The organism is Curtobacterium sp. 1544, assembly GCF_040544915.1.
In the GTDB taxonomy this organism is placed as follows: Bacteria; Actinomycetota; Actinomycetes; order Actinomycetales; family Microbacteriaceae; genus Curtobacterium; species Curtobacterium pusillum_C.
In genome coordinates this window covers 41606-55942 of sequence record NZ_JBEPKX010000014.1, presented here as the reverse complement: position 1 = coordinate 55942, position 14337 = coordinate 41606, and the positions used below count along the sequence as shown (strand labels likewise).

Below are 14337 nucleotides of genomic sequence, written 5' to 3'. Positions count from 1 at the left end.
CGACGGGCGGACCGAGCGTCCGCGCGGACGGTAGGATCGAGAGGTCGGGCGCAGTGCCCGACCGATCGACCCGAAGGGCATGGATGAGCAGCGAGACCGAGCCGGTGACCGAGAGTCCTCTGCTGAACCCTCGACCGTCCTCCGGCGGTCTCGACCGACCCGACGTCGTCGTGCGCAAGGGCCGTCTGACGCTCGTCAACGGGCACCTCACGCCGCAGCAGTCGATGATCGAGGACCTCCTGTTCCTCGACGACGCCCTCACCGCCGGTGACGTCGACCACCTGCTCATCCGGGGCAACGACCAGCGCCCCGTCATCGCGCTGGACGAACGCGACCGTCAGCGCGCGGAGAGCGCCGTGATGGCCGCCGCCGCGAACGAGCCGCTGTACGCGAAGCCGCCGGGGAAGCCCGCCGTGCTCGTCATCGACGACGGTCTCGCCTCGGTCGACGAACCCGTGCTGCGGGTGTTCCGGCCGCGCGTCGAGCCCCTCGGACGCCTGCGGTACGGCGCCGAGACGAGCGTGCAGCTCGAGTTCTGGCGGGTCACCGACACCGAGGTGCTCGCACCCGTCGAGAACGCCCTGATGCGCCGCAGCCTGCCGGTCGACGAGTTCGTCCTCGTGGACATCGAGCGCTACGGCCGCACCTGGCGCACCGTCGAGCACATGTTCGACGACCACGTCTCGGACATCCGCTTCCCGATCGACATCGTCTTCTCGTGGGTGGACGGCAACGCGGTCGAGTACCAGCGCGCCCGACAGGCAGCGCAGTCCGGCGCCGTCCTGGGCGAGGGCGACGACGCCCCAGCCCGTTTCCGGCAGATCGACGAGCTGAAGTACGCGCTGCGCTCGGTGCACACCTTCGCCCCGTGGATCCGGCAGATCTACATCGCGACCGACTCACCCGCCCCCGCCTGGCTCGCCGAGCACCCCAAGGTGCGGATCGTCCGGTCGGAGGAGTTCTTCGCCGACCCGTCCGTGCTGCCGACGCACAACTCACAGGCCGTCGAGTCGCAACTGCACCACATCCCGGGCATCAGCGAACACTTCATCTACTCGAACGACGACATGTTCTTCGGGCGCACGGTGGACCCCTCGGTGTTCTTCAGCCCCGGCTCCGTGACGAAGTTCATCCTCGCGACCACCCGCATCGGCCTGGGATCGAACAACCCGGCACGCAGCGGTTTCGAGAACGCGGCCCGGGTCAACCGCCGGCTCCTGCAGCAGCGGTTCGGTGCCGTGACCACCCGCCACCTCGAGCACGCGCCGACGCCGTTGCGCGCCTCGATCATGACCGAGATCGAGCACGAGTTCGCGGACGAGTTCCGCGCGACGGCCGCATCCCGCTTCCGTGCTGCCGAGAACATCTCGGTGACGAACTCGCTCTACCACTACTACTCGTTGCTCACGGGCCGGGCGATCGTGCAGGAGAACGCGCCGGTGCGGTACATCGACACGACGATGCTGTCCGGGCTCCGAGCGCTGGAGGAGCTGCTCAAGAAGCGGAACGTCGACTTCTTCTGCCTCAACGACGGCAGCTTCCCCGAGGTCAGCGACGAGGAACGCACGCGGCGTGTGACGGACTTCCTCGAGAAGTACTTCCCGTTCCCGGCCCCGTGGGAGCGGGACGCGGACAGCGAGACCGTCTGACGGCCTGGAGGCGCGGCGCCGGGCCGCCTCGCGCCGCCGGCCCGGTTGGTGATGAGTTGGTGCGGTGTGGCGCCGGTGTGTGCTTGTGCGCGCGGGCGTGAGCGTGCGCCTGCGGGTGTGCGCGTGCAACGAGCGACAAGACGCCTGTCGAACGACGTCCGCGAAGTCGCACCATGCACCCGCAACCATTGCGCGTGCAACGAGCGACAAGACACCTGTCGAACGACGACCGCGATGTCGCACCATGCACGAGCAACTGATGCCCGTGCAACGACCGGCCGGCGACCCCTGACCGCTAGCGGTGGACGGGGGAGACCGGCACGGAGTCGAGCGTGAAGACCGGGATGCTCGAGGTGACCGGAGCCGGCTCGACCGCGGGGGCGATGGAGACACCGGCGGCAGCCAGGCGAGCCTCGGTCTCGACGGCGGAGACCGGCTGGCCCACTGTCGAGTAGTGCCCGATCGGCACCACCGAGTGCACGACGTTGTGGCCGTAGACGTGCACCAGGTTGAACGCCTGAGCGCCGTCGCGGCCACGGGTCCCGCCCTGGAACTCGGTGAGGTCCTGCGTGTAGCACGTGGCACTCGCCACCGACACGGGGATGCCCGCGAACACGGCGCTCGTCGAGTAGTGCAGATGACCGGCGATGATCGCGATGACGTCGCTGCCCTCGACGACCTCGGCAAGGGCATCCTGGTCGCGGAGCTCCACGAGGACGGCGAGGTCCTGCACGCTCGGCACCGGCGGGTGGTGCATCGCGAGGATCGTGCCGTGCGGGGCGGCCTCGGACAGGACCTCGGCGAGCCAGTCGAGCTGTTCGGGGGAGACCTCGCCGTGGTGCGCACCGGGAACGCTCGTGTCGAGGGTGATCACCCGGAGGCCGTTCACGTCGTAGACGAAGTCCACGGGTCGGTCGGTGGGCTGGAGGCCGAAGAGCTCCTGCCGGAACGCGCCACGCTCGTCGTGGTTGCCCATCGCCCAGATCACCTGTGCGCCGATGCGGTCGGCCGCGGGCTGCACGATGTCGCGGATGCGCGCGTAGGCGCCCGGTTCGCCCTTGTCGGCCACGTCGCCGGTGACGACGATCGCCTCGGGCTTGGTGCCCGATGCCTCGATGTCGGCGATGATCTCACCGAGCCGCGCTGCCGAGTCGACGTCCCCGTAGAGGTCGCCGTCACCCGCCACGAGGTGGGTGTCGCTGAGGTGGAGGAGGAAGTGGTTCGGCCTGGGGTGTTCGGCCGTCCGGCTGTCCATCGGGGTCTCATTCCGTTGGCGGGTGCGTGGTGCAACACAGTGCCACACCGTCCTGGACGAGTCCAGCACGTGTCGGTGAACCGAACGTGAACCGCGCACGGCGTGTTCCCGAACCATGAAGAAACCCCCGCCACATCGTGACGGGGGTTGCTTCGGAGTCGGCGACTAGTGGTTGTTCGCACCGAGGGCCGGGGCCTGGTGCTCACCTTCCAGTTCGGGACCGTGGTGCGCGGCGTGCGCAGCCTCGAGCTCGGCCTTCGTGACCGGCGTGATGCGGTCCTCGAAGAAGAAGCGGGAGACACCGGCGCGGAGCTTCTGCACACCGGAGATCTTGCCCTTGGCGTTCGGGCGGATCATCAGCGGCTTGTACTCGTTGAACTGCAGGAGCTTCCAGCGCTCGTACTCGTCGAGCTGCTCGTGCACCTCGATGTACTCACCGTGGGGGAGTCGCACGATACGGCCGGACTCGTACCCGTGGAGCACGATCTCGCGGTCCTTCTTCTGCAGGGCGATGCACACGCGCTTCGTGATCCAGAAGGCGATGAACGGGCCGAGTACCGTCGTCGCCTGGATCACGTGGATCACGTGTTCGATCGACACCAGGAAGTGGGTCGCGATGATGTCCGACGACGCGGCGGCCCAGAGGCTCGCGTAGAGCGTGATGCCGGCGGCGCCGAACGCCGTGCGGGTCGGGGCGTTGCGCGGACGGTCGAGGATGTGGTGCTCACGCTTGTCGCCGGTGACCCAGCCCTCGATGAAGGGATAGAGCAGGATCGCCAGGATGAGCAGCACCAGCACCGCGATCGGCGCGAGGATGTTGAACGACACCGTGTAGCCGAACCACACGACCTCCCAGTGCGGGGGCACCAGTCGGAGCGCGCCGTCCGCGAAGCCGATGTACCAGTCGGGCTGGGTACCGGCGGACACGGGGGACGGGTCGTACGGGCCGTAGTTCCAGATCGGGTTGATCGTGAACAGCGACGCGATGAGGGCGAGGATGCCCGCGACGATGAAGAAGAACCCACCAGCCTTCGCGGCGAACGCGGGGAGGATCGGGACGCCGACGACGTTCTCGTTCGTCTTGCCGGGGCCCGCGAACTGCGTGTGCTTGTTGATGACGACCAGCACGAGGTGGACGCCGAGCACCGCGACGAGGATCGCCGGCAGCAGCAGGATGTGCAGCGTGTACAGACGGCCGACGATGTCGGTGCCCGGGAACTCGCCGCCGAACAGCAGGTAGGCGATCCAGACGCCGATGACCGGCACACCCTCGATCATGCCGACGATGATCCGCAGACCGTTGCCGGAGAGCAGGTCGTCGGGGAGCGAGTAGCCCGTGAAGCCCTCGGCCATGGCCAGGACCCAGAGGAGGAAGCCGAACACCCAGTTGAGCTCACGCGGCTTGCGGAAGGCGCCGGTGAAGAACACGCGGGCCATGTGCAACATGATCGAGGCCACGAACAGCAGGGCTGCCCAGTGGTGGATCTGCCGGACGAAGAGTCCGCCGCGGATGTCGAACGAGATGTTCAGCGTGGACTGCAGCGCCGTCGACATCTCGACGCCCTTGAGCGGGACGTACGAGCCGTTGTAGACGACCTCGGCCATCGACGCCTGGAAGAAGAACGTCAGGAAGGTGCCCGAGAGCAGGACGACGACGAAGCTGTACAGCGCCACCTCGCCGAGCATGAAGCTCCAGTGGTCGGGGAAGATCTTGCGCCCGACCTCCTTCACGAGGCCCGAGATGCTGGTTCGCTCGTCGATGTAGTTGGCGACCCCGCCGATGATGCGGGATCCGCGCTCCGGCGCCGGCTTGGTGGCCGACGCGGGTGCGTTCGTGGTGGTGGTGCTCATCAGCGTTCACGCTCCCAGAAGGACGGTCCGACAGGCTCGTGGAAGTCGCTCTGCGCAACCAGGTAGCCGTCGTCGTCGATCGCGATCGGAAGTTGGGGGAGGGGGCGCGCGGCCGGTCCGAAGATGACGTCGCAGTTGTTCGAGACATCGAAGGTCGACTGGTGGCACGGGCACAGCAGGTGGTGCGTCTGCTGCTCGTAGAGCGCGACCGGGCACCCGACGTGGGTGCAGATCTTGGAGTACGCGACGATGCCGTCGTAGCCCCAGTTCTCGCGACCCTTGGCGGGGTTGAGGTCCTTCGGGTCGAGGCGCATGAGGAGGACGGCGGCCTTGGCCTTCTCCTCCAGCATGTGCTCCGAGTCGAGCATCCCGTCGGGGATGACGTGGAAGACCGAGCCGATCGTGACGTCGGACGCCTTGATCGGGAGACCGGTCGGGTCCTTCGTCAGGCGCATGCCCGACTTCCAGAACGTGTGGCGGAGCAGCTCGTTCGGGTCGGCCGCCGGGGCGAGGTCACGCACCAGGACGATCCCGGGGAGCGGGAACGCTGCCAGTGCACCGATCATCGAGTTGCGGATCAGCTTGCGACGGCTGAAGCCGGACTCCTTGTCGGCGAGCTGGAAGGCCTCCACGGCCTTCTCACGGGTCGCGTCCGTGCCACGGGTGGGGTGGCGGAGCTCCGTGATCTCACGGTCGACGACGAGCGACTTCGACCAGTACACGGCGCCGAGACCGAGCGCCAGGAGCGCGAGGGCGATCGCGAGGCCGAGGAAGAGGTTCGCGGTGCGGACCGTGCCGAAGTCGTCGGAGCTGATCGGGAAGGCGACGTACGCCGCGATCGCGAGGACGCTGCCGACGATCGACAGGTAGAAGAACGTGGCGACCTGACGCTCGGCCAGGCGCTGCTTCTTCGGGTCGACGTCGGTGCGGCGCGCGCGGTGCGGCGGCTCGCCCGGGTTCTCGAACGGCTCCGCGGGCAGGACCGCGGTGCCGGCCGACGTCGTGGTCGTGCCGTGCTTCTCGACAGCCGAGGACGAGTTCAGTGCCTCGTCGTCGTGCTCTGCCATGGTGTTCCCTTCAGTGTCGTTCGACACGGACGATCAGTTGGACTTCGCGGTCAGCCACACGGTCATCGCGACGACCGCGCCGAGTCCGAAGATCCAGATGAACAGACCCTCTGCCACCGGGCCGAGGGAGCCGAGGGCGAACCCGCCGGGCGACTTGTTGTCCTGCACGTACTTGAGGTACGTGATGATGTCGGCCTTCTGCTGGGGCGTGAGGTTCAGGTCGTTGAACACCGGCATGTTCTGCGGACCAGTGACCATGGCCTCGTAGATGTGCTTGCCGGACACGGACTGCAGGTTCGGGGCGTACTTGCCCTCGGTCAGCGCACCGCCGGCGCCGGCCACGTTGTGGCACATGGCGCAGTTGATGCGGAAGAGCTCCGCACCCTCAGCCGCGTTGCCGTCCGAGCCGTCGGTGAGGCTGGTGGACGGGACCGACGGGCCGGGGCCGAGCGACGCGACGTACTCGGCGAGGGCGTCGATCTGGTCGTCCGTGAACTGCGCGGGCTTCTCTTCGGCCTGTGGACCCTGGGCGGCCATCGGCATGCGGCCGGTCCCGACCTGGAAGTCGACGGACGCGGCACCGACACCGATGAGGGACGGACCCTCGGAGGTGCCCTGGGCCGACAGGCCGTGGCAGGTGGCGCAGTTCGAGGCGAAGAGCTTCTGGCCCTCGTTCACCTTCGACTGGCTCGTCGCCGCCACGGTGCTCGTGCTGTCGTCGGCGTTCGCCGTGGAGCTGAACAGCGCGTACGCACCGCCGGTGGTCATGAGACCGACGACGATGAGCGACACGGTCGCCATCGGTGAACGGCGGCCCTTCTTGGACTTGGTTCTGTTGAACATGCGGTGGGGGCTATCCAGTTCCTACTTGAGAAGGTAGATGACGGCGAAGAGGCCGATCCAGACGACGTCGACGAAGTGCCAGTAGTACGACACGACGATCGCGGTGGTCGCTTCCTTGTGACCGAAGTTCTTGGCGGCGAACCCGCGGCCGAGCGTCAGCAGGAAGGCGATGAGGCCGCCGGTGACGTGGAGGCCGTGGAAGCCGGTGGTCATGTAGAACGCCGAGCCGTACGCGCTGGAGGAGAGCGTCACGCCCTCGTGCCAGAGGTTGGCGTACTCGAAGATCTGGCCGCAGACGAAGATCGCGCCCATGCAGTACGTGACGAAGAACCACTCCGTCATGCCCCAGTCCTTGGGGTTCCAGCTCGTGCGGTGCACCTGGAAGCGCTCCGCGGCGAACACCGCGAACTGGCAGGCGAAGCTGGACAGCACCAGGATGATCGTGTTCACCGAGGCGAAGGGCACTTCGAGCTTGGCGGTCTCGGTCGCCCACAGTTCGGGCGAGGTGCTGCGCAACGTGAAGTAGATCGCGAACAGGCCGGCGAAGAACATGACCTCGCTGCCCAGCCACACGATCGTCCCCACGGCAACGGCGTTCGGCCTGTTCAGGACCGGACCGCTGGCGGATCTGGAGAGAGGGGTGCTAGTCACAGGTTCCATTATGGCCGAAACCACGGACAGTGTTTTCGCAGCGAACTGGCGGGTCTCTCGAATTCACTACGATCGAGTCATGCTCGACGCCCCCACCTGGCCCACCGTGATCAGCGCGCTCATGGCGCGCGAGGACCTGACGATCAGCCAGTCCACATGGGCCATGCAGGAGATCGTCGCGGGCCGCGCGACGCCGGCACAGATCGCCGCGTTCGCCGTCGCACTCCGCGCCAAGGGCGAGACCGTCGACGAGGTCGTCGGGTTCCGCGACGCGATCCTCGACGCAGCGGTTCCGCTCGACGTGGACCCGATGGCGCTCGACATCGTGGGGACGGGCGGCGACGTCGTCGGCACGGTGAACGTCTCGACGATGGCGGCCATCGTCATCGCCGCGGCGGGCGTGCCGGTCGTGAAGCACGGCAACAGGGCGAGCTCGTCGAAGTCCGGCTCGAGCGACGTGCTCGCCGCACTCGGCCTCGACCTCACGATGGACGCCGCGCGTGTCGCGGACACGTTCCGGCGTGTCGGACTGACCTTCGCGTTCGCGAGTGCCTTCCACCCCGGCTTCGCGCACGCCGGCCCGGTCCGCCGCGAGATCGGTGTGCCGACGGTCTTCAACTTCCTCGGCCCGCTCGTCAACCCCGCACGGTGCGAGGCGAACGCGGTCGGCGTGGCGCAGCTCGAACTCGTGCCGATCATCACGGGCGTGTTCCAGACGCGCGGGGCGACCGCGCTGGTGTTCCGCGGCGACGACGGCCTGGACGAGCTGACGACCACCGGGCACAGTCACATCTGGGAGGTCACGGGCGGCCGTGTGACCGAGCACGACCTCGACCCGCGCGACCTCGGCATCGCCCGCGCACGCATCGAGGACCTGCTCGGCGGCGACCCCGAGCACAACGCCGCGGTGGTGCACCGCGTCCTCGCGGGGGAGTCCGGCCCGGTCCGCGACATCGTCCTGCTGAACGCCGCCGCCGGCCTGGTGTCCTTCCGCCTGGCGGAGGACCCGGCCGAGGTCGACCGCCCGATCCTGCAGCGGTTCCGCGAGCAGCTGGTCGTCGCGGCCGACGCGATCGACTCGGGTGCCGCAGCCCGCAAGCTGGCCGACTGGGTGGGCGCGACCCCCGCGGCCTGAGCGCGGAAGCACGGGACTTCGACGCAACTGACTGGAGGCGCGGGGGGGGGGGGGGGGGGGCCGCCCCCCCCCCCCCCCCCCGGGGCCCCCCCCCCCCCCCCCCCCCCCCCCCCCGGGGGGGGGGGGGGGGGCCCCGCGCCCCCCCCCCCCCCCCCGCCTCCAGGCGGTCACCTCAGCACAGGACTACTGGACGTCCTCGTCGACCCAGTCGAAGGTCTTCGTGACGGCCTTCTTCCAGAGGCGGAGGGTGCGGTCACGCTCGGCTGCGTCGAGCTGCGGCTCCCAGCGCTTGTCCTCCTGCCAGTTGGCACGGAGCTCGTCGAGGTTCGCCCAGAACCCGACCGCCAGGCCCGCCGCGTAGGCGGCGCCGAGCGCGGTGGTCTCGGCGACCACCGGGCGCACCACCGGCACGTTGAGGATGTCGGCCTGGAACTGCATGAGCTCGTTGTTGGCGGTCATGCCGCCGTCCACCTTGAGCTCGGTGAGGTCCACGCCGGAGTCCGCGTTGACGGCGTCGAGGACCTCGCGGGTCTGCAGCGCCGTCGCCTCGAGGGCCGCACGCGCGATGTGGCCCTTGTTGACGTAGCGGGTGAGACCGACGATCGCGCCGCGGGCGTCGGGACGCCAGTACGGGGCGAAGAGTCCCGAGAACGCGGGGACGAAGTACACGCCGCCGTTGTCCTCGACGGTCTTGGCGAGGGCCTCGACCTCCGGGGCACTGCCGATCAGGCCGAGGTTGTCGCGGAGCCACTGGATGAGCGAACCCGTGACGGCGATCGAACCCTCGAGGGCGTAGTGCGTCTCCTGGTCGCCGAGCTTGTAGCCGACGGTCGTGAGCAGCCCGTTCTCCGAGCGGACGATCTCCGTGCCCGTGTTGAAGATGAGGAAGTTGCCGGTGCCGTAGGTGTTCTTCGACTCGCCCTGGTCGAACGCGGCCTGGCCGAACGTCGCGGCCTGCTGGTCGCCGAGGATGCCCGCGATCGGGACCTCGCGGAGCAGGTTCGACGACTCGACGTGCCCGTAGACCTCGGAGGAACTGACGATCTCCGGGAGCATCGACTTCGGGACGCCGAAGTCGCCGAGGATGTCGTCGCGCCACTGGAGCGTCTCGAGGTCCATGAACAGCGTGCGGGACGCGTTCGTGACGTCGGTCTTGTGGACACCGCCGTCCACACCACCGGTCAGGTTCCAGAGGACCCAGGTGTCGGTCGTGCCGAAGAGCAGGTCGCCCGCCTCGGCCTTCTCGCGTGCGCCCTCGACGTTCTCGAGGATCCAGACGATCTTCGTGCCGGCGAAGTACGTCGCGAGCGGGAGGCCGACGACGGACTTGTAGCGGTCGGTGTCGCCGTCGGCGAGCTTGTCGACGATCGACTGGGTGCGGGTGTCCTGCCAGACGATCGCGTTGTAGACCGGCTTGCCGGTGGTCTTGTCCCAGACGACCGCGGTCTCACGCTGGTTGGTGATGCCGACCGCCGCGACGTCGTGGCGGGTGATGTCGGCGCGGGACAGGGCCTGGCCGATGACCTCACGGGTGTTGTCCCAGATCTCGGCGGGGTCGTGCTCGACCCATCCGGCACGCGGGAAGATCTGCTCGTGTTCCTTCTGGCCCACGGACACGATCGAGCCGGAGTGGTCGAAGACGATCGCTCGGGTCGAGGTCGTGCCCTGGTCGATGGCGACGATGTAGTCGGCCATTGGTGCTCCTTACGGTCTTGCTCGGGTGAGTGTGGTGGGTTGGATCAGGCGAGGGGCAGCAGCGCGTAGGACAGGCCGGCTGCGAGGGCACCGCCGATGAGCGGTCCGACCACGGGCACCCAGGCGTACGCCCAGTCGCTCGAGCCCTTGCCCTTGATCGGCAGGAAGGCGTGCGCGATGCGCGGGCCGAGGTCACGTGCCGGGTTGATGGCGTACCCGGTCGGGCCACCGAGGGAGACACCGATCGCGATCACGAGGAAGGCCACGGGAACCGCGCCGAGCTCCTTCGGGGTACCGCCGTTGGTGAAGGCGATGACCGTGAAGACGAGGACGAAGGTGCCGATGATCTCGGTCACGAGGTTCCAGCCGTACGAACGGATCGCCGGGCCGGTTGAGAAGACGCCGAGCTTGGCTGCTGCGTCGGGCTCCTCGTCGAAGTGCTGCTTGTAGGCGAGCCAGACGATGACGGCACCGATGACCGCACCGATCAGCTGGGCGAGCCAGTAGAGGAACATCTCGCCGATGGTGATGTTGCCGAGGATGGCCTGCGCGAGGCTCACCGCCGGGTTGAGCTGGCCGCCGGACTTGTACGACACGGTGACACCGGCGAAGACCGCGAAGCCCCAACCGATCGTGACCATGAGGAAGCCGGCTCCGAAGCCCTTGGACTTCGTCAGCGAGACAGCGGCGACGACGCCGCCACCCAGGATGATGAGCATCGCCGTGCCGACGAGCTCAGAGAGGAAATTGACGCCGATGCCGTCCATCGGTGACCTCCAGTGCGTGAGGGTGGGGGTCCGGTGGTGCTGCGCCGGCACTCCCCGTTGAGTGATTGGGGCCGAGCATAGTGACGGCGTTCAACCGATGGCGATGCGTTCGTGAGGGAAGTGCGCGATTGTGCACGAACGTGCATCCGCAGTGTGCGTACGACCGCCCAGCGGGCACGCAGCCGCATCCCGGCCCGGGACCCCGCTGCACGAACGTGCACGACGGCCGAACGACCGGCCGATGTAGATTGGGCGCGGTCAGTGACGACAGTGGAGGCTCCGCATGAAGAAGCTCATCAACGACCCGCACGACGTGGTCGACGAGACGGTCCGTGGGTTCGCCCTCGCACACGCCGGGCACGTGGTCCTGGTCGAGGACCCGATCCACCTCCACCGCGCGGACGCCCCTGTCCAGGGCAAGGTCGGCATCGTCAGCGGCGGCGGCAGCGGGCACGAGCCCCTGCACGCCGGCTTCGTCGGGTACGGCATGCTCGACGCCGCGGTGCCCGGCCCGGTGTTCACCAGCCCCACGCCCGACCCGATCGTCGCCGCGACGAAGGCCGTCGACGGGGGAGCGGGTGTGCTCCACATCGTGAAGAACTACACCGGCGACGTGCTCAACTTCGAGACCGCCGCCGAGCTCGCCGGGATGGACGACGTGCGCGTCGAGTCCGTCGTGGTCGACGACGACGTGGCCGTGCAGGACTCGCTCTACACGGCCGGCCGCCGCGGCGTCGCGGGCACCGTCGTCGTCGAGAAGTGCGCCGGCGCCGCTGCCGAGCGCGGGGACGACCTGGACGCCGTCGCCGCCGTCGCCCGCCACGTCAACGACGTCACGCGGTCGATGGGCCTCGCGCTCAGCTCCGGCACCGTCCCGCACGCCGGTGAGCCGTCCTTCACGCTCGCCGACGACGAGGTCGAGCTCGGCATCGGCATCCACGGCGAGCCGGGCCGGGAGCGCATCCCGATGGCGCCGGCCGACCAGCTCGTCGACCGGGTGCTCGAACCGATCCTCACCGACCTCGCACCCCCGGCCGGCTCGACGCTGCTGCTCCTCGTGAACGGCATGGGCGGCACGCCGCTCTCGGAGCTCTACATCGCCTACCGACGCGCCGCCGAGGTGCTCGCCGACCGCGGGTACGAGGTCACGCGTAGCCTGGTCGGTGACTACGTGACATCCCTCGAGATGCAGGGGTTCTCGCTCACCGTCACGGTGCTCGACGACGAACTCACCGCCCTCTGGGACGCACCGGTGGAGACCCCGGCACTGCGCTGGGGACGCTGAACCACCGCCCACCATCCAGGAAGGAACACGAATTGGCGCTCGACACCGCATGGGCCATCGACTGGGTCCGCCGCACCGCCGCGACGATCGACGAGCACCGGGCCGAGCTCGTCACGCTCGACCGGGAGATCGGCGACGGGGACCACGGTGAGAACCTCGACCGCGGGTTCCGTGCCGTGCTCGAGGCAGTCGACACCGGTTCGTTCGACACGCCCGGCGCCGTGCTCAAGGTGGTCGCGACGAAGCTCATCTCGACCGTGGGCGGCGCCGCCGGGCCGCTCTTCGGCACGGCGTACCTCAAGGCCGCGCAGGCCGCCGGCGACGCCACCGAGCTCGACGCCGACACGCTCGTCGCCGTGCTGACCGCTGCCCGCGACGGTGTCGTGTCCCGGGGCAAGGCGTCCGTCGGGGACAAGACCATGGTCGACGCGTGGTCGCCCGCCGTCGACGCCGCCGGTGCCGCGGCCGCCGCCGGGGACAGCCCCGAGCAGGTACTCGCCGCCGCCGCCGACGCCGCCGTGACGGGCGCAGAGTCGACCGACCCGCTCGTCGCACGCAAGGGCCGTGCGAGCTACCTCGGGGAGCGGGCCGTCGGCCATCGCGACCCTGGTGCGCAGTCGACCGTGTACATCCTCCGCGCCGCCGTGGACGCCGCGTGACCGTCGGCATCCTGATCGTCTCGCACAGCGCGGCGATCGCGACCGGCACCGTGGAGCTCGCGCGCCAGATGGCCTCCGACGTGCCGCTCGTCGCCGCCGGTGGCACCGACGACGGCGGGATCGGTACCTCGTTCGAGGCGATCACCGCCGGCATCGAGGAGCTCGCCGACGCCGACGCCGTCGTCGTCCTGTGCGACCTCGGCTCCGCCTACCTGACGACCGACACGGCCCTCGACTTCCTCGACGAGGACGCCCGCGCGCGGGTGCACGTCTCGCAGGCACCCCTGGTGGAGGGCGCGGTCGCCGCGGCCGTCGCCGCGCAGACCGGCGGCGACGTCGACGCGGTCCTGGCCGCTGCCGCGTCTGCCGCAGCCTCCGAGGCGGACGCGAGTCGTTCCTCCAGTCCGTCCGACGACCAGCCTGGAGGCGCGGTGCCGGCTGACGCCGCCGGCCCCGTCGACGACGTGGCCGCGTCCGAGAGCGTCGAACTCGTCAACGAGAGCGGGCTGCACGCCCGCCCCGCGGCGGAGTTCGTGAAGACCGCAGCGAAGTACGAGGCGTCGGTGCGGGTCAACGGCGTGGACGCGAAGAGCCTGCTCGCGATCATGGCGTTGGCGCTGCCGAAGGGCGCGACGGTGACGATCAAGGGGTCGGGACCCGACGCGCAGGACGCCGTCGAGGCGCTCGTCGCGCTCGTGCGGTCCGGCTTCGGCGAGTGAGCCGGCGCGGCGCGCGGCCGCTCGTCGGCGCGATCCGGCCGAGACTCGGCTGAGGCGACCGATCTCGCGGTCCGGAGCGCGAGAGTCGTCGCTCACGCCGAGTCTCGGGCGCCGAATCAGGTGATGGAGACGGTGCCGGCGAGGTCGAGGTCGGACGGCCCGCCGGTGACCCCGGCATCGGCGAGCAGGGTGGCGCCGAACACCGCGCTCCAGAACGTCCGGGCATCCCGGCCGACACCGCTCGGGCTCGTCCAGCCGTGCTCGGTGACGACGCGCTCGAGGTAGCGCTCCGACTGTCGGAAGAGCACGGCGAGGAGCAGGCGCACCCGCTCCCGCTGCGCCGCGTCGTCGCCCGCGGAGGCGAGCGCCTGGACCACGAGCGGCGTCGACGGCATCGCGAGGGCCGTCCGGGCGAGGACCTGCCGAAACGCCGTCGCGCTCGTCGCCCGGCGCCCGGCAGCCTGCAACCGGGTCGTGTCGCGGAGGAACAGTGCGAAGGCCGCGTCGAGGACGAGACGGTCCTTCGAGCCGAAGTGGTGCGTGATCTGGTTCGGGTAGACCCCCGCCGCGCGGGCGATCTCGCTGACGGTGACGGACCGGAGCGTGCCGTCGCCGTCCGCCGACGCAGTCCGGCTCGCACTGAGCAGGCCGGCGGTCGCGGCGAGGATGCGGGCGCGGGTCGCTGCGCCGCGCGGAGTGCCGGGACCGTCGATGGTGGTTGCCATCCCTGAATTGTACGTGGTACAACTCAACTTGTTCAA

The 14337-nt window shown here is 69.4% G+C and carries 13 protein-coding genes; 5 read left to right on the top strand and 8 right to left on the bottom strand.

The window, feature by feature from the left end:
- The first annotated feature begins 83 nt into the window (after positions 1-83).
- Positions 84-1649, top strand: coding sequence for a stealth family protein (locus ABIC61_RS10210; protein WP_354029809.1), 1566 nt, complete (start codon positions 84-86; stop codon positions 1647-1649).
- Between the two features lie 295 nt (positions 1650-1944).
- Here ABIC61_RS10210 and ABIC61_RS10205 read toward each other — a convergent pair whose 3' ends face one another.
- The 5 genes from ABIC61_RS10205 to ctaE all read right to left on the bottom strand — a co-directional run bounded on the left by ABIC61_RS10205 (position 1945) and on the right by ctaE (position 7325).
- Positions 1945-2904, bottom strand: a complete 960-nt coding sequence (locus ABIC61_RS10205; protein WP_354029808.1) for a phosphodiesterase — start codon at positions 2902-2904, stop codon at positions 1945-1947.
- A 165-nt stretch (positions 2905-3069) separates the two neighbouring features.
- Positions 3070-4755, bottom strand: coding sequence for a cytochrome bc1 complex cytochrome b subunit (gene qcrB / locus ABIC61_RS10200; RefSeq protein WP_144749858.1), 1686 nt, complete (start codon positions 4753-4755; stop codon positions 3070-3072).
- Positions 4755-5822 carry a cytochrome bc1 complex Rieske iron-sulfur subunit gene (gene qcrA, locus ABIC61_RS10195; RefSeq protein WP_144749856.1) on the bottom strand — a complete coding sequence of 356 codons (1068 nt, stop codon included), beginning with the start codon at positions 5820-5822 and terminating at the stop codon, positions 4755-4757. Before qcrA ends, qcrB begins: the two co-directional genes overlap by 1 nt.
- 33 nt (positions 5823-5855) lie before the next feature.
- Positions 5856-6665 (bottom strand): cytochrome bc1 complex diheme cytochrome c subunit, encoded by an 810-nt coding sequence (qcrC, locus tag ABIC61_RS10190; protein ID WP_079236043.1) that lies wholly within the window; start codon positions 6663-6665, stop codon positions 5856-5858.
- Between the two features lie 21 nt (positions 6666-6686).
- On the bottom strand, positions 6687-7325 hold the full coding sequence (ctaE, locus tag ABIC61_RS10185) for an aa3-type cytochrome oxidase subunit III (RefSeq protein WP_144749854.1): 639 nt from the start codon (positions 7323-7325) through the stop codon (positions 6687-6689).
- Positions 7326-7395: 70 nt separating this feature from the next.
- Between ctaE and trpD the strand changes: the two genes are divergently transcribed.
- On the top strand, positions 7396-8451 hold the full coding sequence (gene trpD, locus ABIC61_RS10180; RefSeq protein ID WP_354029807.1) for an anthranilate phosphoribosyltransferase: 1056 nt from the start codon (positions 7396-7398) through the stop codon (positions 8449-8451).
- 183 nt (positions 8452-8634) lie between these two features.
- Here the strand turns inward: trpD and glpK are convergent, their stop codons facing one another.
- Positions 8635-10146: a glycerol kinase GlpK gene (glpK, locus tag ABIC61_RS10175; RefSeq protein WP_354029806.1), complete on the bottom strand. Its 1512-nt coding sequence runs from the start codon at positions 10144-10146 to the stop codon at positions 8635-8637.
- Positions 10147-10190: 44 nt separating this feature from the next.
- The gene (locus tag ABIC61_RS10170) at positions 10191-10913 is read right to left on the bottom strand and encodes an MIP/aquaporin family protein (RefSeq protein WP_144749848.1); all 723 of its coding nucleotides are present in this window, start codon (positions 10911-10913) and stop codon (positions 10191-10193) included.
- A gap of 283 nt (positions 10914-11196) precedes the next feature.
- Here ABIC61_RS10170 and dhaK point away from each other — a divergent pair, with 283 nt between their 5' ends.
- Genes dhaK through dhaM form a run of 3 tightly spaced genes read left to right on the top strand, consistent with a single transcriptional unit; the run spans position 11197 to position 13576 of the window.
- Positions 11197-12198 carry a dihydroxyacetone kinase subunit DhaK gene (gene dhaK / locus ABIC61_RS10165; protein ID WP_354029805.1) on the top strand — a complete coding sequence of 334 codons (1002 nt, stop codon included), beginning with the start codon at positions 11197-11199 and terminating at the stop codon, positions 12196-12198.
- Between the two features lie 32 nt (positions 12199-12230).
- Positions 12231-12857 (top strand): dihydroxyacetone kinase subunit DhaL, encoded by a 627-nt coding sequence (gene dhaL, locus ABIC61_RS10160; protein WP_079236049.1) that lies wholly within the window; start codon positions 12231-12233, stop codon positions 12855-12857.
- Positions 12854-13576: a dihydroxyacetone kinase phosphoryl donor subunit DhaM gene (gene dhaM, locus ABIC61_RS10155; RefSeq protein WP_354029804.1), complete on the top strand. Its 723-nt coding sequence runs from the start codon at positions 12854-12856 to the stop codon at positions 13574-13576. Before dhaL ends, dhaM begins: the two co-directional genes overlap by 4 nt.
- A 116-nt stretch (positions 13577-13692) precedes the next feature.
- On the opposite strand, the gene ABIC61_RS10150 is transcribed toward dhaM, so the two are convergent.
- On the bottom strand, positions 13693-14301 hold the full coding sequence (locus ABIC61_RS10150) for a TetR/AcrR family transcriptional regulator (RefSeq protein ID WP_354029803.1): 609 nt from the start codon (positions 14299-14301) through the stop codon (positions 13693-13695).
- Between the last annotated feature and the right edge of the window lie 36 nt (positions 14302-14337).